This is a genomic window from Mycobacterium sp. 1164985.4 (assembly GCF_001668575.1).
GTDB lineage: Bacteria > Actinomycetota > Actinomycetes > Mycobacteriales > Mycobacteriaceae > Mycobacterium.
Map to the genome: position 1 here is coordinate 66,567 of NZ_LZMD01000070.1, position 20,981 is coordinate 87,547.

Sequence of the window (20,981 nt, forward strand, 5' to 3'; positions counted from 1 at the left end):
ATCCTGTCACGGGATGAATTTCCGCGACGGCGGGAGTCGATATCTGTATGACGATGGTCGGGACAGTGGCGCGACGGGTGTGTGCCGTGCTCGCGGCGGGATCGGCCCTGCTGCACGTGGCCATGCTCGGTCACGCGCAGACCCCGTTCGCGGCGGCGCTGATGGCGTCCATGGCCACCGCATGTCTGTACTGCGCGCGCGACCTCTGGCGCGATGGGCGACAGCGCGCGTGGGCGATCGTCGCACTGATGAACCTCGCGATGATCGCCATTCATCTGCCTGCGCCCGGCCATCACCACGGCGCCGCGGCCGCCGCGCCGTCGTCGGTCATGGGGGTGGCGACCGTGGTCGCCATGATCGAGGCCGGCGCCGCCGCGGCCGTGCTCTACGTGCACAGCCGCGGCAGGGCGGTGGTGCTCAGCGGTACACCAGACCGCTGAGCCGGCGCGCCAGGCCGTAGCGCACCGCGGGCACCAGCCCGGCGAGCCGGATCGCGGTGTTGCGGATCGGCCGCGCGGCGCGGGGAAGCGTAGCCAACCGGGTGAGGCGATCAGTCATCTCGACCACCTCCTTCGCGACCGGGCGTCGCGACTGGCTGTACTCGTCGAGCCGCGTATCGGGCTCGCCCGCGAGGACTGCGGCCACCGCGTCGGCCAGTGAAACCGCGTCCTGGATGCCCAGGTTCATGCCCTGACCGCCGGCCGGGCTGTGCACGTGCGCGGCGTCACCGGCCAGCAACAACCGGCCCGCGCGGAACGCGTCCGCGACCCGGTGGTGGATCCGGAAGCGCGAACCCCAGATCACCTCGTCGACAGTCAGTGCTCCTGCTCCGATGCGGGTGTCGAGGATCTGCTGGACGAATGCGGCCGACGGTTCCTCGGGCGCCTCAGCGACGGGCGCCACGATGCGATACACGCCGCCGGGCAACGGGGCCACCACCGTCAGACCCTCCTTGGCCCAGTACAAGATGACCTCGTCTTCGGGCGCGCTGCCGGTGAGTCGGACGTCGGCCAGCGCGAACGACTCGTCGTACACGCTGCCGACGAAGCCGATGCCGGCCTGCTCGCGTACGACACTGTGGATCCCGTCGGCGCCGACGACGTAACGCGCGCGAATGGTGTCGCTGTCGTCGAACGTGGCGGTGACACCGTTCGCATTTTGTTCGACGGAGGTCAGCGTCTTCGGGCGCAGCACGGATCCGCCCAGTTCCTCCAGCCGCTCGAGCAGCAGGCGCTCGGTGGTCGCCTGGGACACCATCAACGAGTAGGGGTAGTCGGTGGGCAGGCCGCTGAAGTCGACGGGGATCAGGATGCGTCCCCGGTCACGGATGGTGAATCGCGGGGCTTGCACTCCTTCCTTGACCAGTCGCCGCGCCACGTCGAAGCCCTCGAGCACTTCGAGCGTGCGGGCGTTGACCACGGCGGCGCGCGAGGTGTTGGCCCCGGCGGCCTGGCGGTCGACGACCGTGGCCGTCACGCCGCGGGAGTGCAGCGCAACTGCCGCGGCCAACCCGGTGGGGCCTGCCCCGATGATGAGAACGTCTGTGTTCATCTCCTTCTCCTTCCGCCAGCCGTCTTTGCCAACGCTTGTTGGCATAAGTATGCAGCCGAAGGCTTCGCAATGTCAACACCCGCTGGCCTACAATTGTTGGCATGCGTAGATCCTCTGAGCAGACCAAGGCGGTGATCCTGGCGGCAGCTCGGGAACGGTTCGCCAAATCGGGGTTCGAACGGGCCACTATCCGGGCCATCGCGGCGGACGCCGGCATCGACCCGTCGATGGTGATGCGGTACTTCGGCAACAAGAACCAGCTGTTCGCGGCGGCCGCCGACTTCGACCTGCAGATCCCCGACGTGTCCGGCGTCGCTCGCGGTGAGATCGGCGCCCGCCTGGTCGCGCACTTCATGGACCGGTGGGAGCGCGACGAGGCGCTGATCGTGCTGCTGCGGTCCAGCGCGACCAACAGCGATGCGGCCCAACGGATGACCGAGATCTTCACCCGGCAGCTGCTGCCCGCCGTCGCCGCGATCAACCCGGACGCCCCGGAGCGGCGGTCCGCGCTGATCGCGACGCAGACGCTTGGTCTGGCGCTGTGCCGGTACGTGCTGCAGTTGCCGCCGATCGTCGCGCTGACCCACGAGGAGATCGTCGCGGCGATGGGGCCGACCGTGCAGCGCTACCTCGACGCCCCGCAATAATCAGCGGTGATGTGGACCCCGACGCTCATCCTGATCGCCGCCACCACGCTGACGGCCTGCGTCCTGCTCGGAGGCGGACTCTACGAAACCATCGTCGTCGACCCGGCCTGGCCGAAGCGGCCGGGCATCATTCAGGCGCACAACGGCGGAATCTCCCGACGCCGGTTCTGGATTCCGGCGCACACGGTCTTCGAGCTGCTGCTCGTCGTGTCGCTGATCGTCGGGTGGTCGGACGCCAACGTGCGCACCGCGGTGCTGGTGGCGCTGGTCAGCCATGCGCTGGTGCGGGTGTGGTCGCTGGTCGATTTCGTACCGAAGGCGGTGGCGTTCGAGAAGGCCGACCCGGCCGAGGTCGACGAGGCCGCGGCCGTGCGTTGGATTCGGCGCAGCCTCCTACGGTTGCCGCTGGACCTCGTCACCTGCATCGCAATGCTCGCCGCGCTGGCGGTCGCATAGACCGGTTGGACAGCGGGCATAGCTACGGCATGAGTGAGGACGCCGGCCGCGCGCCGCAGGAGAATCCGCAGAAGGACCGCTCAGACTGGGTCACCGGTGACGAGCCGATGACGGGTCCGCAGCGCAGCTATTTGAGGACGCCGGCGCAGGAGTCAGGTGAACAGGTTCCCGACGACCTCACCAAGGCGCAAGCTTCCGAGATGATCGACCGGCTGCAACAACAGACAGGACGGAATTCATCATGATCTCGACCGAGGATGTACGCACGCTCCTGCAGTCCGAGGAGAAGAACGCCGTGCTGGTCGTGGTCGAGGGCCGTGTAGACGTGATCGGCGCGGGCAGGCTGGCTTCGGCCGACTATCGCGGCGCGCTCGAGGTGGTGTCGCGCGAGGACCTGGTGAACCGCATCGGCGAGACGCCGTCCGATCGCGAAATCGAAGAGCAGGCAGCGCAACTCGACACCGCGGTCACCGAACTGGGCGGCTGAATTCGGCTCAGGCCTCGATCTCGCCGACGATCTTGCGTTCGATGCTCGCCCGGGTAGTCGCCGGCAAGGCGATGAGACCGTCGAGTTCTCTCTGCGCGCGGGCATAGGCGGCCTTGCGCTCCTCAGATGTCGCGGCCTCGTCGGAGGCCAGGCGCAACAGGTGCTGAGCTCGATCGATGCGCGCCTGGTCCTCGGCCGAGAAGTCGCTTCGGCGGCGGCGAATCGCATCGGCCTCGGCGACGTCGAACGCCGCGACGTACTCGTGCACGGCGTCGCGGTAGTCGACCTGCGCGGCACGGTCGCCGACAATGTCGTCGACGGATTCCGGGCGCAGCAGATCCGCATGCCTCTTGGCTTTGTGGAAGGCGATGGTCAACGGTGCGCGCATGTCGGTCATCAGCGGAAAGTCCAGCAGCTTGGCGACATCGATCTCGTAGTCGAGCCAACGGGCGTCGGTCTCGGCATGGCGTTGCATGACCTTGGCCAACTCGCGCCGATTAGCCGCCTCGTTGGTGTGGGCCCGCCGCGATGCCTCCGCGAGCGCCACCTTGGTCTCCTGCTTGATGCGGTACCGCTCGAGGCGACGTTGGGCACGACGCTCGTTGGCCGCCGCCACCGCACGCACCGTTCCGCCGATCGCGCCACCCAGCGGGAAGATCAGCCACCAGAAATTTCCGGCGAAATGGAGCAGTGCTTCCATTCAACCCAGCATGCCACCGGACGGTGGCCGGGCATCACAGGCCGATCCTCCGGTAGCGCGCCAGTCGTGCCTGCAGTCGTTCCTCGCCGACCGCCGAACGCAGTGAATGCAGTTCGTTGGCGATCACCGCCGACAACCGCTGCGTGAACTGCATCGGTTCGTCGGCGGCATCGGGGTCCTCGGGAACCACCACGTCGACGATGCCGTTGCGCAACAGATCCGCAGACCGAATACCCTGTGCCACAGCCAGTTCCGGGGCGTGGTCCAGATCCCTGAACACGATCGCGCTCGCTCCTTCTGGTGGAAGTGGCGCGAGCCAGCCGTGCAGCGCGGCCAACACCCGATCGGCGGGCACCATGGCCAGCGCGGGCCCGCCGCTGCCCTGACCCAACAGCACCGACACCGTCGGCGTGTCCAGCGTGACCAGTTCGGCCAGGCAGCGCGCGATCTCGCCGGCCAATCCGCCCTGCTCGGCCTCGACGGTCAAAGCGGGTCCGGCCGTGTCGATCACGAGCACGAGCGGCAGTTGCAGACCCTCGGCCAATGCCATGCCCCGGCGCGCCTCGCGGAGCGCCGCGGGCCCGACCATGCCGCCGACGACGCGCTGTTGTCCGAGCACCACCGCCGGTTGACCGCCGAAGCGCGCCAGCGCCAGCAGCGTCGTCGCCGCCTCGCCCTGTCCCGTTCCCGACAGCAGCACCCGGTCGGTCGTCCCGTGCCGCAGCAGGTATCCCACACCCGGGCGGTCCGGCCGCCGCGACGCCTCCACCGAATCCCAAGCGGGCACGTCGGGCAGCGGTCCCATCTCGGGCGGTTCAGGCGGCGGGTCCGGGGGATCGGCGACGACGGTCAGCGTCCGGTTCAGCGTGGCGCGCAGCGCCTCGAGCGGCACCACACCGTCGATGACGCCGTGCCGGTGCAGGTTCTCGGCGGTCTGGATGCCCTCGGGGAACGGCTCACCGTAGAGGTGTTCGTACACCCGCGGCCCGAGAAATCCGATCAGCGCTCCCGGCTCGGCGCCGGTCACATGCCCCAAAGATCCCCATGACGCGAACACCCCGCCGGTCGTGGGGTGCCGCAGATAGACGAGATAGGGCAGATGCGCGCGCTTGTGCAACTCGACGGCCGCGGCGATCTTGACCATCTGCAGGAATGCGACGGTGCCCTCCTGCATCCGCGTGCCGCCCGAACTCGGCGACGCCAGTAACGGCAGCCGCTCGGCCGTCGCCCGCTGCACCGCCGCGGTGATCCGCTCGGCCGCCGCCACCCCGATCGATCCGGCCAGGAAGTCGAACTCGCAGAGCACCAGCGCGACTCGACGGCCGAATACCGTGCCCTCGCCGGTCACCACCGACTCGTCGAGGCCCGTCTTCGCCGCCGCGGCGTCCAATGCCCGTCGGTAATCGGCGCCGGCGCCGACGTCGCGCGGAGGCCCGTCCCAACTGCGAAACGATCCGTCATCGAGCACGGCATCGCGCACCTCGAGGGCACCGATCCGGCTCATCAGGCGAGCCTATATAGGCTGGCGACATGATTGGTGTGACCCGCGACGGCCACGTGATGACCCTGGAGATGCAACGCGCCGAGCGCCGCAACGCCCTCAACGCCGAACTCGTCGACGGTCTGCGTGAAGCGATCGAGAAGGCCGGCGCCGAGGACATCCGCGCGATCGTGCTGACTGGGCAGGGGCATGTCTTCAGCTCCGGTGCCGACCTCTCCGGCGGCCAGGGCGTCGCCGACGAACTGCCCGACAAGGCCCGCGCGCTCAACCTGGCGATCGACGCCGCGCCCGTCCCCGTCATCGGCGCCATCAACGGCCCCGCGATCGGTGCCGGCGTCATCCTGTCGATGATCTGCGACCTGAGGGTCGTCGCGCCCGAGGCCTACTTCCAGTTCCCGGTCGCGAAATACGGTATAGCCCTGGATAACTGGAGCATTCGCCGGCTGACGTCGCTGGTCGGGGCGGGCCGGGCCCGGGGCATGCTGCTGGCGGCGGAACGACTCAGCGCCGACGTCGCGCTGCAGACCGGAATGGCCAACCGTATCGGCACGCTGGAGGACGCGCAGGCCTGGGCTCAGGAGATCGCCGGCTTCGCACCGCTGGCCTTGCAGCACGCCAAGCGGGTGCTCAACGACGACGGTGCCTACGAGGATCCGTGGCCGGCGCACAAGGAGCTGTTCGACCGAGCGTGGTCGAGCGAGGACATCATCGAAGCGCAGGTCGCCCGCATCGAGAAGCGTCCCCCGAGGTTCAAGGGCGCCTGATGATCCGGGCGGCGCTGCGCATCGGCTTCGGCACGGCCTCACTGCTGGCGGGCGGGTGGCTGCTGCGCGCCTTGCAGGGTGCGCCCGCGGCGCTCGGCGCCTCACCCACAGAGATCGAGCGGGTCGCGCGGCGCTCCGAGAACTACCGCGACGGGGTGTTCGTCAACCTCGAACCGGCGTCGATGATGAGCATCGACCAGGAGCAGCAGCGCCTTTTGGTGCGCGAGTTGATCGGGTCGCGCGGCGTCTCGAAGCCTGCAGGAGAGATCCCCGTCGTCACTCCGTCGCCCACCGAACCCGACGCGACGCTGGTCTCGACGTGCTGGTTCGGCCACTCGTCGGCGCTTGTCGAACTCGACGGCTACCGCGTGCTGGCCGATCCGGTGTGGAGTCGGCGGTGCTCACCATCGCAGACGGTCGGCCCGGAACGCATGCACGAGGTGCCCGCCCCGCTCGAGGCGCTGGCCGCCGTCGACGCCATCGTCGTCAGCCACGACCACTACGACCACCTCGACATGGACACGATCACCGGGCTCGCGCGCACTCAACGCGCGCCGTTCGTCGTGCCGCTCGGAATCGGAGCCCACCTGCGCAAATGGGGGATACCGGAGGGCCGGATCGTCGAGCTCGACTGGCACGAGAGCCACACGATCGGCGAGCTGACCCTGGTGTGCACGCCAGCGCGGCATTTCTCGGGCCGGCTGCTGTCCCGCAACACCACGTTGTGGGCGTCGTGGGTGATCATGGGCCCGCGGCACAAGGCCTTCTTCGGCGGCGACACCGGATACACCAAGAGCTTCGCCCAGATCGGGATGGACCACGGGCCGTTCGACCTGACGCTGCTGCCCGTCGGCGCCTACCACCCGGCGTGGCCGGACATCCACATGAATCCCGAAGAGGCGGTGAAGGCGCACCTCGACGTCGCCGAATCCGACAAGGGCCTGCTGGTGCCGATCCACTGGGCCACCTTCAGGCTCGCCCCGCATCCGTGGGCCGAACCGGTCGAGCGGCTGCTGCGGGCCGCCGACGCCGAGCGGGTGCAGATCGCGGTGCCCAAACCCGGGCAGCGGGTCCGGCTGGACGCGGCCCCGCCGCTCGACCACTGGTGGCGGTTCTAGCTCCTTCCGCCCAGCGCACACTTATTTGCAAGTGGACCCGCGGTTTGCGTACCGCAACCGTGCGCTCGCCGAGTTACCGTTCACGCATGAACGCACTGGCCAGGGTGGCTGTTGTCGCATTGCTGCTCGTTGCGGGTTGCGGAGCGGAGCCACCCGAACCCGCGCCGCATGGCTCGCAATCCGACGTCCCGCCGCCGCTGGTGCCCGCGATGCCTCTACCGGAGAACGCCGTCGACAACGCGGTGGTCAAGATCGACGGCATTGTCGAGGACCTCATGAGGAAGTCGGACATCCCCGGCATAGCGGTAGCCGTGGTGCACGGCGGAAAGACGATATTCGCCAAGGGTTACGGCAAACGGGACGTCAGGACTCAGGAGAAAGTCAACGCCGACACCGTCTTCCAGCTGGCCTCAGTGTCCAAGTCGCTGGCGGCGACGGTCGTCGCGCACGAGGTGGGGGTGGGCGCCGTCGGCTGGGACACCCCGATCGTGTCCAAACTGCCGTGGTTCGCCCTGTCCGAACCGGCGGTCACTCCGATGGTGACCGTCGGGGACATGATGTCGCACCGTTCAGGGCTGCCCGACCACGCCGGTGACATGCTTGAAGACTTGGGCTACGACCGCAGGCAGGTGCTCGACCGGCTTCGACAGCTGCCCTTGGCCCCGTTCCGAATCTCTTACGCCTACACGAACTTCGGGTTCACGGCGGGGGCTGAGGCAGTCGCGGTCAACGCGGGCAAACCGTGGGAAGTGCTCGCGGATGAGGTGCTGTTCAACCCCCTCGGCATGGGCGTGACGAGCTACCGGTTCGCTGATTACGAGGCCGCGACGAACCGCGCCGTCGGCCATGTCCACATCGATGGGCGCTATGAGCCGTACTATGTGCGCAACGCCGACGCGGAGGCCCCAGCGGGCGGAGCGAGTTCGTCGGTGAACGACATGGCCCGCTGGTTGGCGATGGTGCTGGCCAACGGAAGCCATGAGGGCAAACAGATCGTGAACGCCGACGCCCTGCTACCGGCGCTCACACCTCAGGTGGTATCGAGTCGGGCCTCCGAACCCGCGATGCGTTCGGGCTTCTATGGATTCGGCTTCAACGTCAGCTCGACTTCGGCAGCACGTACGGAACTGAGTCACTCTGGCGCGTTCGAACTCGGCGCGGGAACGAATATCCTGATCCTTCCGTCGGCCGACGTTGCGATTGTCGCGCTCACCAACGCCACCCCTTCCGGGGTGCCCGAGGCGTTGACCGCGCAGTTCGCCGATCTCGTACAGTTCGGCGAGGTGCGCGAGGACTGGTACGGGCTCTACAGCGGAATCTTCGCCGATATGGAGAAGCCGGTCGGTTCGCTGGTGGGCAATCAGCCGCCGGCCAATGCCGCGCCGCCGCTGCCACTGTCGTCGTACGTCGGAACCTATGGCAACGACTACTGGGGGCCCGCGAGGGTCACCGAACGTGACGGCCGGCTTCGGCTTGCGTTGGGCTCGACGCTCGACGTGCCGCTCATGCACTGGGCAGGCAACATATTCACGTTCGAATTCGTCAATGAAAACGCTCCTCCTGGGACCGTCTCCATGGCGCAGTTCGACGGCAACAAGCTCACTCTGGAGTACTACGACACGTTCAAGAAGGGGACGTTCGTCAAGTGACCACCGCACCCGAAGTGCAGGTCGCCGGGCTCACCGAAGTCGAGGTCGCGCAACGCATTGCAGATGGCAGGACCAACGACGTCCCGACGCGGGCGGCGCGCAGCGTCTCCGACATCGTGCGGGCCAACGTGTTCACCCGCATCAACGCGATCCTCGGCGTCCTGCTGATCATCGTGCTCTCCACCGGGTCGGTGATCAACGGCGCCTTCGGGTTGCTGATCATCGCCAACAGCGGAATCGGCATCATCCAGGAGCTGCGCGCCAAGCGCACGCTCGACAAACTTGCGATCGTCGGTCAGGCGAAACCGTTGGTGCGCAGGCAAACCGCGACCGGATCGGCCGTACAGCAGCTGAGCCCCAACGAGATCGTCCTCGACGACATCATCGAACTCGGACCCGGCGACCAGATCGTGGTCGACGGCGAGGTCGTCGAGGAGGTCAACCTAGAGGTCGATGAGTCGCTGCTGACCGGAGAAGCCGATCCGATTGCGAAAGACGCCGGAGATCAGGTGATGTCCGGCAGCTTCGTCGTCGCCGGCTCGGGCGCCTACCGCGCCACGAAGGTCGGGCGGGAAGCGTACGCGGCCAAGCTCGCGGAAGAGGCGAGCAAGTTCACGCTCGTGAACTCCGAACTGCGCACCGGCATCAACAAGATCCTGCAGTTCATCACATACCTGTTGATTCCCGCCGGGCTGCTGACCATCTACACCCAGCTGTTCACCACCGAATCCGGTTGGCGGCGATCGGTGCTGGCGATGGTCGGCGCGCTGGTGCCGATGGTGCCCGAAGGGCTGGTCCTGATGACGTCGATCGCGTTCGCGGTCGGCGTGATCCGGCTGGGCCGCAGGCAGTGTCTGGTCAACGAACTGCCCGCGATCGAAGGCCTTGCCCGTGTCGACGTCGTGTGCGCCGACAAGACCGGCACCCTTACCGAAAACGGTATGCAAGTCTCCGATCTCGAGCCGCTCGACGAGGCTGGGCCCACGCGCGAGCTGGGGAACGTCGGAAACATCCTGGCGCAGCTGGCCGCCGACGACGCCCGGCCCAACGCGAGCATGCAGGCCATCGCCGAGGCGTACAAGATGCCGCCCGGTTGGACGGCCACGGCCGTCGCGCCGTTCAAATCCGCCACCAAGTGGAGCGGTGCCTCCTACGGTGAGCACGGCAACTGGGTGATCGGCGCGCCCGACGTCCTGTGCGAACCGGGCTCGCCGATCGCGGACCAGGCCGAACAGATCGGCTCGTCCGGACTACGGGTGCTGCTGCTCGGGTCCAGCGACATGCCCGTCGATCACCCCGACGCCCCCGGCTGCGTCACCCCCGCCGCGCTGGTCGTGCTCGAGCAGCGCGTCCGGCCTGACGCCCGTGACACCCTCGATTACTTTGCCTCCCAGAAGGTCTCGATCAAGGTGATCTCCGGCGACAACGCGGTATCCGTGGGGGCCGTCGCGGGGTCGCTGGGCCTGCACGGCGAGTGCATGGATGCCAGGAACCTGCCGGAGACCACCGACGAGCTGGCCGACGCGCTCGAAACGCACACAACGTTCGGCCGCGTGCGCCCCGACCAGAAGCGCGCGATGGTGCACGCCCTGCAGTCGCGCGGGCACACGGTCGCGATGACCGGCGACGGCGTCAACGACGTGCTCGCGCTCAAGGACGCCGACATCGGCGTGGCGATGGGCTCGGGCAGCTCGGCGTCGCGCGCGGTGGCGCAGATCGTGTTGCTGGACAACAAGTTCGCGACGCTGCCGTACGTGGTCGGCGAGGGCCGGCGGGTGATCGGCAACATCGAACGCGTCTCGAACCTGTTCCTCACCAAGACCGTCTACTCGGTGCTGTTGGCGACGTTCGTCGGCCTGGCCGGATTGGCGTCGAAGATCTTCGGCACCGACCCGTTGCTGTTCCCGTTCCAGCCCATCCACGTCACAATCGCGGCGTGGTTCACCATCGGCATCCCGGCGTTCATCCTGTCGCTGGCGCCGAACAAAGAACGCGCGCATCCGGGTTTCGTGCGCCGGGTGATGACCGCGGCCCTGCCGTCGGGTCTGGTCATCGGCGTCGCGACGTTCATCTCGTACCTGGCCGCCTATCAGGGTCGCGAGGCCACACCCGTCGAGCAGACTCAGGCGTCGACCGCTGCGCTCATCACGCTGCTGGTCGGGGCGATCTGGGTGCTCGCGGTCGTGGCGCGGCCGTACCAGTGGTGGCGCGTGGCGCTGGTCGCGGTGTCGGGCCTGGCCTACGTGGTGATCTTCTCGCTGCCGCTGGCTCAGAAGCTGTTCATGCTCGACATCTCGAACGTCAAGACGACTCTGATCGCCATGGGCATCGGAGTGGTCGCCGCCGCCGCGATCGAGGTGATCTGGTGGGTGCAGGGAGCGGTGTTGGGAGAGCGCCGGCGGCTGTGGCGTTCCGAGTAGGGTTGGGCCCATGGCATTCCTCGACAAGGTGAAGAATCTGCTGGCCAAAAACGCCGACAAGGTGGACACCGCGATCGACAAGGCCGGTGACATGGTCGACAAGAAGACGCAGGGCAAATACGCCCAGCACGTCGACAAGGCTCAAGACGCTGCGCGCAACTACGTGAACAAGGACAACCCGTCCGCGCAGAGCGCCCCGCCGCAGCCGCAGCAGCCGCAGCAGCCGCCGCAGCCGGCGCAGCCGCAGCCGCCCCAGGCTCCGCCGCAGCCGCCCCAGCAGCCCTGAGACATGGCCAAACTCTCCGTATCCGTCGACGTACCCCTGCCGCCGGAGCAGGCGTGGTCGTGCGCATCCGACCTCGCCCGCTACAAGGAGTGGTTGAGCATGCACCGGGTGTGGCGCAGCAAGCTGCCTCAGACGCTGGAAAAGGGCACCACGCTGGAGTCGATCGTCGAGGTCAAGGGCATGCCGAACCGGATCAAGTGGACGATCGTGCACTACCGTCCGCCGGAGGCGATGACGCTCAACGGCGACGGCAAGGGCGGCGTCAAGGTGAAACTGATCGGCAAGGTGAAGCCCGCCGAGAAGGATGCCGCCGGATCGACCGTTACGTTTGACGTCCATCTCGGCGGTCCCGCGCTGTTCGGTCCCATCGGGATGGTTGTCGCCGGAGCGCTCAAGGGCGACATCCAGGAGTCCCTGAACCGGTTCAAGTCGATTTTCGCCCCGGCCTGACCACTCGCGAGCAGACGCGTACCTGACGCATTTCGCGCGATTTCAGGCAGTTCTATGTCTGCTCGCCGGGGAAGGGGCGCGCGTCAGAGCGAGCCGCCGGCCAAGGCGTATTCGCCCAGCGGGCTCACGGAGGGGTCGTGGCCTTGCCGACGCTTTTCGAGGCTGCCGTCGAGGACGAGGCTGGCCCGGGCGCCGACGAGGTGCAGCACCGCGAGCACACCGGCCACGATGGCGATCGTCGACTGACCGACGAGGAAAGCGGCCAGGCAGGCCGTGGAGGCCAACAACGCGCCCGCATGCAAGAACAACGCCGACGTCGCCAGCCAGTCGGAGGCGGGCGAACTGCCGGTGGTCAGCATGTGCTCGGTCATCGATTTCCTTCTCGCAGGTAGCAGAGCGCTTTGTACCCCTGCGAATCCGGCTCCAAACCGACGGTCTCTTGTGATCGTGCGCACAGCGCTCAGCGCAACCGGTCGCGCAACTCCCGCTTGAGCACCTTGCCATAGCTGTTCTTCGGCAGTTCGTCGATGAACTCGTAGCGCTTCGGGCGCTTGAACCGGGCGATGCGCTCGAGCAGATGCGCATCCAGCTCCTCAGGCGACACCGACCCGACGATGAACGCGACCACGACCTCACCCCACTCTTCATCGGGTGCGCCGACGACACCGGCCTCGACCACCGCCGGATGCTCGAGCAGCACCTCCTCGACCTCGCGCGGATAGATGTTGCTGCCGCCGCTGATGACCACATCCTTGGACCTGTCGCGCAGCGTGAGGTAGCCGCGGTCGTCGAACGAGCCCATGTCACCGGTGTGCAACCAACCGTCCTGCAGCGTCGCGACGGTCGCGTCGGGGTTCTGCCAGTAACCCGACATGACGACGTCGCCGCGGCAGACGATCTCACCGATCTCGCCGACGTTCGCGGGCGTCCCGTCGGCGCGCAGCACTGCCACGTCCACCCCCGACCGTGCATAGCCCACCGACCCGAGCACGGCGTCGTCCGCTGCGGCGTGGTCCGCACGACGCAATCCGGTGATCGTCATCGGCGCCTCGCCCTGGCCGTACAGCTGCACGAAGACAGACCCGAACGCGGCCATCGCCGTCTTCAGGCTCTCGACGTACATCGGGCCGCCGCCGTAGACAATGGTGCGCAGGTTGTGAGGGCATGCGCGGCCGGTCTGCACCAGGCGTTGCACCATCGTCGGCGCCAGGAACGCGCTGCACCCGGGATGGCGCTCGCACAGGTCGAGGAACTCGTCGGCCTCAAACGCCCCCGACTCCGGGATCACCTGGCGCGCCGCGCGCAGCACGTACGGCGGGATGTAGAGGCCCGAGCCGTGTGACATCGGAGCGCCGTGCACAAGCGTGCAGTTCTCGTCGGGTGAATCGAAGTCGGCCAGGTGTGACACCGTCATCGCCAACAGATTGCGGTGCGACAGCATCGCGCCCTTGGATTTGCCGGTCGTCCCGCTGGTGTAGAACAGCCACGCCAGCGTTTCGGGATCGGTGGTGGGCGGCGGTGACGGCTCTGCGGTGAACCACTCGTCGTAGCCGTCGCTCCCGATGACCGCGATCGGAACCTCGGTCTCGGGCCCGAGGGTCGCGGCGATCTTCGGCGAGGCGAACACCTGTGTGGCGCCGGAATCCTCGAGAATCTGCACCATCTCACGCGGGTGCAGCTTGTAATTGATGGGCACATAAACACATTCGGCCGCCCACACCCCGAACATCAGCTCGATGATCTGCGGGCAGTTCTCGCTGGCGACCGCAATCCTCGCGCCACGATCGCGCAGCGACGCGCCCAAGCGCAGGGACCGCGCACGCAGCTGCGTCCACGTCTGATGTTGCCGCTCACCGTGATACACCGCGCCGCGGTCACCGAAACGGCTCGCGGCCTGATCGAGCAGGGAAAACAGGTTCACTGCCGCGCCACCCATTCGGAGTTCAGCGCGAAGTCCGACAGATATTTCGTCGAACTCCACCCGCCGTCGACCACAATCGTCTGCCCGTTGATGAAACTCGCGCCGTCCGAACACAGGAACGCCACGGTGCTGGCGATGTCGTTCACCTCGCCGAGTCGCGGGTACGGTGTCATCTCCGTGTTGATCTTGCGGAACCGCTCGTCTTCGAGGCGTGTGGACACCATCGGTGTCAGGGTGACCCCGGGAGCCACTGCGTTGCAACGGATTCCCTGAGGTCCGTACTGACACGCGATGTGCTGCGTAAGCGAGGTCAACCCGCCCTTGGCCGCGGAGTACGCACCACCACGCAAACCGCCGACGACGGCGAAAGTCGACGTCACGTTGACGATCCCGGACCCCGCCCCCATATGCACGATCACGTCGCGAGCCAGCCGGAACGGCGCCCGCAGCATCAGTCCCAGAAAGTAGTCGAGGGACTCGTCGTCGGTCTCGTGCAACGGCTTCGGGCTGCCCACCCCGGCGTTGTTCACCAGGAAGTCGATGTGCCCCCACCGGTCGAGCGCCGCCTGCACGATCCGCTGCGGTGCATCGTCGGCGGTCAGGTCGACAGCGACGGTGGCAATACGGTCGGCGTCACCGACGGCCTGCTCCAGCTCGGCAAGCCGGCTTTCGTCGCGGCCGGTACCCAGCACGGCCATGCCGGCCTCGGCCAGCTTGGTCGCACATCCGAAGCCGATACCGCTGCTTGCCCCGGTCACGATCGCTACCTGCATTCCAGCTCCGCTCGTATCCGATGCTTCAACACTTTCCCGGCGTCGTTCTTCGGCAACGCCTCCCAAACCACCACCTGCTCAGGCGCTTTGAACCGCGCCACACCGTGCTCCTCGAGCAGGGCCCGCATGTCCGCCACGTCGGGAGGTGGCCGGTCGGTGGCGACGACGACGGCGCACGCCCGCTCACCGGTGCGCTCATCCGGTACGCCGACGACCGCGATCTCCGCGATGCCCGGATGCCCGATGAGGATGTCCTCGATCTCCTTGGGGGAGATGTTCTCGCCGTTGCGGATGATGATGTCCTTCGCGCGACCGGTCACGACCAGGAAGCCGTCGTCGACCCACCGGCCGAGATCACCGGTGCGGAAGTAACCCTCGTCGTCGAAGGCGGCGGTCTCGTCGTCGGGATGCAGGTAGCCGACGAGCATCTGCGGTCCTCGGGCGCGGATCTCGCCGTCGACCAGTTTGACGTCGGCGATGCCCGGTCTGCCGTCGGTGTCCGCCGCGTGCTCGGTGTTGTCCAGTGAGCCCACGGTGGTCACCGGAACCTCGGTCGACCCGTACACCCGCGACACCGCCGCCTTGTCGAAATAGGCGGTGGCGCTGCGGATCAGCGACGGCGGTACCGATGCGCCCCCGCAGATGAACACCTTCAACTCGGGTAACCGCGTGGCGGCGCGCTCGGCCGCGAAGAGCAGTCCGTCGAGAAACGGTGTGGCCCCCGCCATGTGCGTGACCCGCTCGTCGAGCATCAGCGCCACTGCCGCGTCCGGGTCCCAACGCTGCATCAGCACGGCGGTGCTTCCGAGCAGGAGGGGACACTCGAATGCGTAGATCGAACCGCCGATGTGCGCGATCGGGGACGGCACCAGGAAGGTGTCTCCGGCCTCGATGCGCCAGTGCTCTCCGATCTGACCGATCAGGGCATGGATCGAATTGTGCGTGTGCAGGACGCCTTTCGGCCGGCCCGTGGTCCCCGACGTGTAGAGGATCATGCGCACCGTGTCGGCATTCAGCACCGGCAGCACGCCCGGTCCCTCACCGCCGAACAGCGACTCGTACGGGGTGTGCTGACCCGCGCCCCCACGCACCACGATGACCTCCGGCGGGGCGGCCATCGCACCGGTGACCCGGTCGAGCATCGCGACGTAGTCGTGCTTGTTGAAGCCCGATGGCACGAAGATCGCACGGACGTCGGCGTCGCGCAGGATGAACGACAGTTCGTGATCGCGCAGCGAAGGCAGGATCGGGTTGACCACCATGCCTGCCAACGTCGCCGCGTAGTAGACGACCGCGGCCTCCTGCCAGTTCGGCAGCATGAACGACACCACGCTTCCGGCAGGCATCCGCGACATCAACACCTGCGCCAGCGTGAGCGCCCGGTCGTGAAGTTCCCGGCAGCTGACCCGAACGTCGCCGTCCACCAATACGGTTCGGTCGGGTGTCGAGGTGGCCGCATCGCGCAGCGCGTCGGCCAGCGTGTCGTGCACCCACAGCCCTCGCCGATAGGCGTCAGCGCTGCGCTTCTCGTCGACACGCACGGGTAGGCCTAACCCTTGATCCGGCGCATGGTCATCGAATGCCGGTACCGCGACGACGGATGGGTGTTGACGGTCACCTGTGCGACCTCCCCGTCGGAGGTGGTGTAGGTGCGGCGCATCTCCAGGGCGGCGCTGCCCGCCTCGACCTTCAGCGCGCCGGCGAGTTCCGGCGTCACGGTGATGGCCGCCATCTCCTGATGCACCTCGACGACGCTGACCCCGAACAGGTCCTCGATGAGCGGGAAGATCGGCCCCGAATGCCGTTGCAGTAGACGGCCGACCGCCGCGAACGCCCGGTTGATGTAGTACTCGGTCGTGCAGACGGGCGTGTCGCTGCCCTCGGCCTGCCGACAACCGCGGACCGCGAGCCACTGCGAACCGGCCTGCAACCCGGTGCGGTCCGCCAGCTCGTCGTCGACGGTGACCATCGCGTTGGACTCGATCGTCAGCTGTGCCCCTGCGGCGAACGCCAGCAGGTCGTCGATCGAGACCACGTCCTGGGCATAGGAATTCGATGCCGGGCGGGGGACCACCAGCGTGCCCGCCCGCGGTCGCGACGCGATCAGGTTGTCCTCCCGCAGCCGGCGCAGCGCCTCGCGCACGGTGTAGCGGCTGACCGCGAAGCGTTCGCACAGCTGCTGTTCGGTGGGCAACTGCGAGCCGACGGGATAGATCCCGTCGACGATCTCCTTGCGCAGGGTCCGCGCCACCTGCAGGTAGCGATGGTCGGTGGGGCTGACGGTCATGTTCGTCGCAGCGCCAGCACGCTGCCCTCACCGTCGGCCGACACATACAGCGTGCCGTCGCGGCCGACGGTGATACCCGCGAACGGTCCCTGCGGCCCGGAGAACGGCGGCATTCCCTTGAGCGGCTTGGGTTCCACGCCCGGTGGGGGACCGACCGGCAGATCGGATGCGATGGTGGTGCGCTCGCCGCCGGCCAGGTCCACCGCGACGACCTCCTTGGCGCCCGCGTCGACGATGTAGAGCACACCCTCGGCGATCGCGACGCCCTGCGGCTTCTGCAAGCCGTCGACCACTGTCTCCGTCCCGCCGCCGACCGCGACCACGCGCCCCGCTCCGGACTCGGCGACCAACACGCGGCCGTCGTCGTCGAACACCACGCCGACGGGGTCCCGCAGATCCGTCGCCAGCACCTCGGTGCCGCCCGAGCCCAGCGCGTGCGCCCGTCCTGTGCCGAGTTCGGTGAACACGATCCGCTCGCCCGGCCCGGCCGCCACACCGTAGAGCTGGTCGAAACCGTCTGCCAGATAATCGGTCTCGCCGTCGGCCGGACGGTAGCGCGCGATCTGGCCACCCGAGGTGGCGACCACGAACGCACCGCCGGCGACGGGCGCCAGGCCGCGCAGGAAACCGGGATAGCCGGGGGAGAACAGCATCCCGACCGTCTGCAGCGATCCGTCGTCGCCGACGGTGTAGAAGTAGGTGCCGTCGGCGACGTAGAGCCGGCCGTCCTCACCGACCGCAAGATCGAGCGGCCAGTTCAAACCGCCGCCGAGCAGAGTGCGGGTCTCGCCGACGCCCACGATCTCGGTGATCTCACCGGTGAAGTTCGAGACGAACAACCGGTCCCCGACGAACGTCAGGTTGTCCAAACCCGGGTTGAGCTGGGCCAGAAGCGTTTTCTCGCCGCTGCGCGGGTCGATCCTCAGTACCTGCCCGCTGGCCACCTGCGTCGAGACCAGATTGCCCTGCGCATCGAACTTCACGGCGTCGGGAACACCCAGGTCGGCGGCCACCCGTTGCGGTTCGCCGCCCGCGGGGTCGATGCGCCAGATCTCATTGGCCGTCATCAACGGGTAGTAGAGGAGGCCGTCCGGGCCCACCTCCATGGCGTTCGGCGACGGCAGGTTCTCGAGCAGAATCCGCTCCGCGCCGGTGGCACGGTCGAGTTCCATCAGCCGTCCGCCGTCGCGGCACTCGTTGATGAACAGGCGATCCTGATGCACGGTGATGCCGTTTGCGCACGGCAGGTCGTCGCGCAGCACCCGCGTGCGGCCCGAGGCGTCACGCACGCTGACCCGCCCGTCCATCACCTCGGTGGCGAAAAGGTTGCCGTCACCGTCGAACGCGACATCGTCGGGGGCGATGATGTCGCCGCCCTTGGCGCTGACCGTCTCCAGGTTTCCCGTGCCCAGATCGAGCGCGCTGATCTGGCTGCCCGTCACCTGGGCGACGTAGACGCGGCTGTCCGGGCCGGTGCGCAGACCGTTCGCGCCGAACAGGCGGCTCGGTGCGGTGATCCGCTCGACGCGCCACCCCTGCGCTGCCGTCGGGCTGCCACCCGGATAGCGAGACTGCTGCAAGGACCCCGTCGCCGATCGCGTCATGACCTGGCACGTTAGCAAGCTCGCTTAGTCCAGACAATAGGCCGCGAAAGAAGCCATGCGGGCCTTGACGGCTTGATTCGCGCTGGGGAATAGTGTTCTGCAACATGGAGAGCAGTATTCGTTGTCCGGACAAATAACAATGGGCGACCTGTTGAGGCTGGACGGCCGCGTTGTGGTGGTATCGGGTGCCGGCGGTGGCGGGATCGGCACCACCGTGACCCGGATGGCCGCCGAGGCGGGTGCGACGGTGGTGGCCGTCAGCCGGTCGAAGGAGAACCTCGACAAGCACGTCGGGCCTCTGGTCGATGCGGGCCTGCCGGTCGTTCCGGTCTCTGCCGACGCTTCCACCGACGACGGCATCGCCGCGGTCATGGATCAGGTCCGCCGGACCGACGGGGACCTGTACGGGTTGGTGAACATCGCCGGCGGCGCGGCGCCGGCGACCTGGATGCCGTCCACGCGGGTGACGCGGGAGGACTGGCGGGCGCTGTTCACCGCCAACCTCGAGACCGCGTTCTTCATGAGCCAGGCCGTCGCGGCAGAGATCCGCACCGGCGGCAATCCCGGATCGATCGTCTCGGTGTCGTCGATCAGCGGGATGAACACCGCACCGTTCCACATCGCGTACGGCACGGCGAAGGCGGCGGTGGTCGCGATGACGCGCACCATGGCCGCCGAATTGGCGATCGACAACATCCGCGTCAACGCGGTGGCGCCGGGGGTGACCGAGACCGCCGCGTCGCGCACCTACGTCGACGTCGACCCCGACCGGGATCGGCGCGCGATCGCGATGGGTAGGCGCGGCCGCCCCGAAGAGCAGGCGGGCGCGATCCTGTTCCTGCTGTCGGACCTCTCGAGCTACATCACCGGACAGGCGTTGCTCGTCGACGGTGGGCTCAACCTGAAGTGGACACACCTCGGCGCCGACAACACGTCGCTGTTCTTGAAAGACGAAACCTTCCGCGCAGAGATCAGTCGGTTCTAAGGAGTTGAGATGACCGAGACCCAGCCCAGAGTCGAAGCGCCAGAAGAACTCTGCGAGCCGATGACGATCCCTGTCGAGGCCTACGTCTCTGAGGAGTATGCGCGCGCCGAGCGGGACAAGCTGTGGCGCAAGGTCTGGCAGCAGGTCGGACGCGTTGAAGAGCTTCCGGAGGCCGGTAGCTACCTGACCTACGACGTTCTCGACGATTCGATCATCGTGGTGCGTACCGGACCCGACGAGTTTCGGGCCCACCACAACGTGTGCATGCACCGCGGCCGCCGTCTCGTCGACACACCGGATGGCGAGAAGAACGCGTGTGGTCGCGCCCGCAAGTCGTTCGTCTGCGGATTCCACGGGTGGACATACGGTCTCGACGGCGCCTGCACTCACATTCGCGAACAGGACGACTGGAACGGCGCGCTCACCCAGCAGAACACCCACCTCGCGCCCGTGCAGGTCGACACGTGGGGCGGTTGGCTGTTCATCAACATGGATCCCGACTGCGAGCCGCTGGCCGACTACCTGTTTCCGGCCGCCAAGATCCTCGACCCGTTCGGGCTGGAGAACATGCGCTACAAGTGGCGCAAATGGCTGTACTTCGACTGCAATTGGAAGGTCGCGCTGGAGGCCTTCAACGAGACCTACCACGTGTTCACCACCCACCCGGAGTTCAACAAGTTCGGCGAGTTCAAGGGCTGGGCCAAGGTGCAAGGCAAGCACAGCAACATCGGGTACGACGCGCCGAAGGACATGGAGGCCACCAAGTCCAAGATTCGGCTGGGCATCGGCGACGACCCGCGGGTCTCCACCGCCGAGATGCAGATGTACACCTGGGAGCAGACCAACGCGACCACCACCGAGACGCTGGTGAACGCTGCCAAGCGGCTGGTCGACGAACTACCCGAGGGCACACCTCCCGACAAGGTGCTCGAGCACTGGCTGGCGTCGGCCAGGCGCGACGACGAGGCCCGCGGCGTCATCTGGCCCACCATCCCGCCCGACATCCTCGGTCAGGCGGGCACGGCCTGGCAGATCTTCCCGAACTTCCAAGTCGGACAGGGGTTGACGACCGCGCTGTGCTACGGCGCCAAGCCGCATCCGAGCTATGACCCGAACAAGTGCATCTTCGAGGTGGCCACGTTGGAACTGTTCCCGAAGGGCCAGGAGCCGCAGACGGAATGGGAGTACACGCCCAAGGACAGTCCGAACTGGCTTTCGGTGCTGCCCCAGGACTTCTCGAACATGGCAGCGGTGCAGCAGGGCATGAAGTCGCTCGGCTTCCCCGGCACCAGACCCAACCCGTACCGCGAACGCAGCACCGTGAACCTGCACTATCAACTGTCCAAGTACATGGGCACCGGCGAACCGAAAGAGCTCTGAGC

Annotated in this window: 22 protein-coding genes; 13 read left to right on the plus strand and 9 right to left on the minus strand. The window is 67.4% G+C overall.

Annotation, left to right across the window (positions count from 1 at the left end; all coding sequences use genetic code 11):
• The first annotated feature begins 47 nt into the window (after positions 1-47).
• Complete coding sequence (locus A5650_RS14095) at positions 48-440, plus strand: hypothetical protein (RefSeq protein ID WP_067292239.1); 393 nt, start codon at positions 48-50, stop codon at positions 438-440.
• Here A5650_RS14095 and A5650_RS14100 read toward each other — a convergent pair.
• Positions 418-1,551, minus strand: a complete 1,134-nt coding sequence (locus tag A5650_RS14100; protein ID WP_067292243.1) for an FAD-dependent oxidoreductase — start codon at positions 1,549-1,551, stop codon at positions 418-420. The genes A5650_RS14095 and A5650_RS14100 overlap by 23 nt on opposite strands.
• Before the next feature lie 101 nt (positions 1,552-1,652).
• Here A5650_RS14100 and A5650_RS14105 point away from each other — a divergent pair, with 101 nt between their 5' ends.
• From A5650_RS14105 to A5650_RS14120, 4 genes are read left to right on the plus strand one after another with little or no spacing between them, the layout of a single operon-like run.
• Positions 1,653-2,198 carry a TetR/AcrR family transcriptional regulator gene (locus A5650_RS14105; RefSeq protein WP_067292246.1) on the plus strand — a complete coding sequence of 182 codons (546 nt, stop codon included), beginning with the start codon at positions 1,653-1,655 and terminating at the stop codon, positions 2,196-2,198.
• 9 nt (positions 2,199-2,207) lie between these two features.
• A complete protein-coding gene (locus A5650_RS14110) occupies positions 2,208-2,654 on the plus strand; it encodes a hypothetical protein (RefSeq protein ID WP_067292248.1) in 447 nt (148 codons plus the stop codon).
• A gap of 29 nt (positions 2,655-2,683) precedes the next feature.
• Entirely contained in the window at positions 2,684-2,899 is a 216-nt protein-coding gene (locus A5650_RS14115) for a DUF3072 domain-containing protein (RefSeq protein ID WP_067292251.1), read from the plus strand.
• The gene (locus A5650_RS14120; RefSeq protein WP_067292254.1) at positions 2,896-3,141 is read left to right on the plus strand and encodes a hypothetical protein; all 246 of its coding nucleotides are present in this window, start codon (positions 2,896-2,898) and stop codon (positions 3,139-3,141) included. Before A5650_RS14115 ends, A5650_RS14120 begins: the two co-directional genes overlap by 4 nt.
• Before the next feature lie 7 nt (positions 3,142-3,148).
• Here A5650_RS14120 and A5650_RS14125 read toward each other — a convergent pair whose 3' ends face one another.
• Complete coding sequence (locus A5650_RS14125) at positions 3,149-3,841, minus strand: hypothetical protein (RefSeq protein ID WP_067292257.1); 693 nt, start codon at positions 3,839-3,841, stop codon at positions 3,149-3,151.
• 34 nt (positions 3,842-3,875) lie between these two features.
• Positions 3,876-5,345: an acetyl-coenzyme A carboxylase carboxyl transferase subunits beta/alpha gene (locus A5650_RS14130; RefSeq protein ID WP_067292261.1), complete on the minus strand. Its 1,470-nt coding sequence runs from the start codon at positions 5,343-5,345 to the stop codon at positions 3,876-3,878.
• Between the two features lie 26 nt (positions 5,346-5,371).
• On the opposite strand from A5650_RS14130, the gene A5650_RS14135 reads away from it, so the two are divergent.
• From A5650_RS14135 to A5650_RS14160, 6 genes are all read left to right on the plus strand, one after another.
• The gene (locus A5650_RS14135) at positions 5,372-6,106 is read left to right on the plus strand and encodes an enoyl-CoA hydratase (RefSeq protein ID WP_067292264.1); all 735 of its coding nucleotides are present in this window, start codon (positions 5,372-5,374) and stop codon (positions 6,104-6,106) included.
• Positions 6,106-7,224 carry an MBL fold metallo-hydrolase gene (locus A5650_RS14140; protein ID WP_067292269.1) on the plus strand — a complete coding sequence of 373 codons (1,119 nt, stop codon included), beginning with the start codon at positions 6,106-6,108 and terminating at the stop codon, positions 7,222-7,224. Before A5650_RS14135 ends, A5650_RS14140 begins: the two co-directional genes overlap by 1 nt.
• 86 nt (positions 7,225-7,310) lie before the next feature.
• The gene (locus tag A5650_RS14145) at positions 7,311-8,873 is read left to right on the plus strand and encodes a serine hydrolase (protein ID WP_067292273.1); all 1,563 of its coding nucleotides are present in this window, start codon (positions 7,311-7,313) and stop codon (positions 8,871-8,873) included.
• A gap of 14 nt (positions 8,874-8,887) precedes the next feature.
• Positions 8,888-11,293 carry a cation-translocating P-type ATPase gene (locus A5650_RS14150; RefSeq protein ID WP_231992622.1) on the plus strand — a complete coding sequence of 802 codons (2,406 nt, stop codon included), beginning with the start codon at positions 8,888-8,890 and terminating at the stop codon, positions 11,291-11,293.
• Between the two features lie 10 nt (positions 11,294-11,303).
• Positions 11,304-11,579 (plus strand): antitoxin, encoded by a 276-nt coding sequence (locus tag A5650_RS14155; RefSeq protein WP_067292279.1) that lies wholly within the window; start codon positions 11,304-11,306, stop codon positions 11,577-11,579.
• A 3-nt stretch (positions 11,580-11,582) separates the two neighbouring features.
• On the plus strand, positions 11,583-12,029 hold the full coding sequence (locus A5650_RS14160) for a type II toxin-antitoxin system Rv0910 family toxin (RefSeq protein ID WP_067292283.1): 447 nt from the start codon (positions 11,583-11,585) through the stop codon (positions 12,027-12,029).
• Between the two features lie 83 nt (positions 12,030-12,112).
• On the opposite strand, the gene A5650_RS14165 is transcribed toward A5650_RS14160, so the two are convergent.
• From A5650_RS14165 to A5650_RS14190, 6 genes are all read right to left on the minus strand, one after another.
• Complete coding sequence (locus tag A5650_RS14165; protein ID WP_156744133.1) at positions 12,113-12,400, minus strand: hypothetical protein; 288 nt, start codon at positions 12,398-12,400, stop codon at positions 12,113-12,115.
• Positions 12,401-12,489: 89 nt separating this feature from the next.
• The gene (locus A5650_RS14170; RefSeq protein ID WP_067292539.1) at positions 12,490-13,950 is read right to left on the minus strand and encodes an acyl-CoA synthetase; all 1,461 of its coding nucleotides are present in this window, start codon (positions 13,948-13,950) and stop codon (positions 12,490-12,492) included.
• A complete protein-coding gene (locus A5650_RS14175) occupies positions 13,947-14,723 on the minus strand; it encodes an SDR family NAD(P)-dependent oxidoreductase (RefSeq protein WP_067292289.1) in 777 nt (258 codons plus the stop codon). The genes A5650_RS14170 and A5650_RS14175 overlap by 4 nt, the downstream gene beginning before the upstream one ends.
• Complete coding sequence (locus tag A5650_RS14180; protein WP_067292292.1) at positions 14,714-16,264, minus strand: AMP-binding protein; 1,551 nt, start codon at positions 16,262-16,264, stop codon at positions 14,714-14,716. The genes A5650_RS14175 and A5650_RS14180 overlap by 10 nt, the downstream gene beginning before the upstream one ends.
• An 8-nt stretch (positions 16,265-16,272) precedes the next feature.
• Positions 16,273-17,010 (minus strand): GntR family transcriptional regulator, encoded by a 738-nt coding sequence (locus tag A5650_RS14185; protein ID WP_067292295.1) that lies wholly within the window; start codon positions 17,008-17,010, stop codon positions 16,273-16,275.
• A complete protein-coding gene (locus A5650_RS14190; RefSeq protein WP_067292299.1) occupies positions 17,007-18,614 on the minus strand; it encodes a Vgb family protein in 1,608 nt (535 codons plus the stop codon). Before A5650_RS14190 ends, A5650_RS14185 begins: the two co-directional genes overlap by 4 nt.
• A gap of 139 nt (positions 18,615-18,753) precedes the next feature.
• Between A5650_RS14190 and A5650_RS14195 the strand changes: the two genes are divergently transcribed.
• Both A5650_RS14195 and A5650_RS14200 read left to right on the plus strand, forming a co-directional pair.
• Entirely contained in the window at positions 18,754-19,599 is an 846-nt protein-coding gene (locus A5650_RS14195; RefSeq protein WP_067292302.1) for an SDR family NAD(P)-dependent oxidoreductase, read from the plus strand.
• Between the two features lie 9 nt (positions 19,600-19,608).
• On the plus strand, positions 19,609-20,979 hold the full coding sequence (locus A5650_RS14200) for an aromatic ring-hydroxylating oxygenase subunit alpha (protein ID WP_067292306.1): 1,371 nt from the start codon (positions 19,609-19,611) through the stop codon (positions 20,977-20,979).
• The last annotated feature ends 2 nt before the right edge of the window (positions 20,980-20,981 follow it).

What these genes read in the sequence shown, in the direction of transcription:
- A5650_RS14160 (WP_067292283.1), top strand. Translation starts at nt 11,583, where the DNA reads ATGGCCAAACTCTCCGTATCCGTCGACGTACCCCTGCCGCCGGAGCAG.
- A5650_RS14125 (WP_067292257.1), bottom strand. Translation starts at nt 3,841, where the DNA reads ATGGAAGCACTGCTCCATTTCGCCGGAAATTTCTGGTGGCTGATCTTC.
- A5650_RS14130 (WP_067292261.1), bottom strand. Translation starts at nt 5,345, where the DNA reads ATGAGCCGGATCGGTGCCCTCGAGGTGCGCGATGCCGTGCTCGATGAC.
- A5650_RS14110 (WP_067292248.1), top strand. Translation starts at nt 2,208, where the DNA reads ATGTGGACCCCGACGCTCATCCTGATCGCCGCCACCACGCTGACGGCC.
- A5650_RS14145 (WP_067292273.1), top strand. Translation starts at nt 7,311, where the DNA reads ATGAACGCACTGGCCAGGGTGGCTGTTGTCGCATTGCTGCTCGTTGCG.
- A5650_RS14140 (WP_067292269.1), top strand. Translation starts at nt 6,106, where the DNA reads ATGATCCGGGCGGCGCTGCGCATCGGCTTCGGCACGGCCTCACTGCTG.
- A5650_RS14095 (WP_067292239.1), top strand. Translation starts at nt 48, where the DNA reads ATGACGATGGTCGGGACAGTGGCGCGACGGGTGTGTGCCGTGCTCGCG.
- A5650_RS14175 (WP_067292289.1), bottom strand. Translation starts at nt 14,723, where the DNA reads ATGCAGGTAGCGATCGTGACCGGGGCAAGCAGCGGTATCGGCTTCGGA.
- A5650_RS14185 (WP_067292295.1), bottom strand. Translation starts at nt 17,010, where the DNA reads ATGACCGTCAGCCCCACCGACCATCGCTACCTGCAGGTGGCGCGGACC.
- A5650_RS14115 (WP_067292251.1), top strand. Translation starts at nt 2,684, where the DNA reads ATGAGTGAGGACGCCGGCCGCGCGCCGCAGGAGAATCCGCAGAAGGAC.
- A5650_RS14165 (WP_156744133.1), bottom strand. Translation starts at nt 12,400, where the DNA reads ATGACCGAGCACATGCTGACCACCGGCAGTTCGCCCGCCTCCGACTGG.
- A5650_RS14200 (WP_067292306.1), top strand. Translation starts at nt 19,609, where the DNA reads ATGACCGAGACCCAGCCCAGAGTCGAAGCGCCAGAAGAACTCTGCGAG.
- A5650_RS14105 (WP_067292246.1), top strand. Translation starts at nt 1,653, where the DNA reads ATGCGTAGATCCTCTGAGCAGACCAAGGCGGTGATCCTGGCGGCAGCT.
- A5650_RS14135 (WP_067292264.1), top strand. Translation starts at nt 5,372, where the DNA reads ATGATTGGTGTGACCCGCGACGGCCACGTGATGACCCTGGAGATGCAA.
- A5650_RS14195 (WP_067292302.1), top strand. Translation starts at nt 18,754, where the DNA reads ATGGGCGACCTGTTGAGGCTGGACGGCCGCGTTGTGGTGGTATCGGGT.
- A5650_RS14120 (WP_067292254.1), top strand. Translation starts at nt 2,896, where the DNA reads ATGATCTCGACCGAGGATGTACGCACGCTCCTGCAGTCCGAGGAGAAG.
- A5650_RS14155 (WP_067292279.1), top strand. Translation starts at nt 11,304, where the DNA reads ATGGCATTCCTCGACAAGGTGAAGAATCTGCTGGCCAAAAACGCCGAC.
- A5650_RS14190 (WP_067292299.1), bottom strand. Translation starts at nt 18,614, where the DNA reads ATGACGCGATCGGCGACGGGGTCCTTGCAGCAGTCTCGCTATCCGGGT.
- A5650_RS14100 (WP_067292243.1), bottom strand. Translation starts at nt 1,551, where the DNA reads ATGAACACAGACGTTCTCATCATCGGGGCAGGCCCCACCGGGTTGGCC.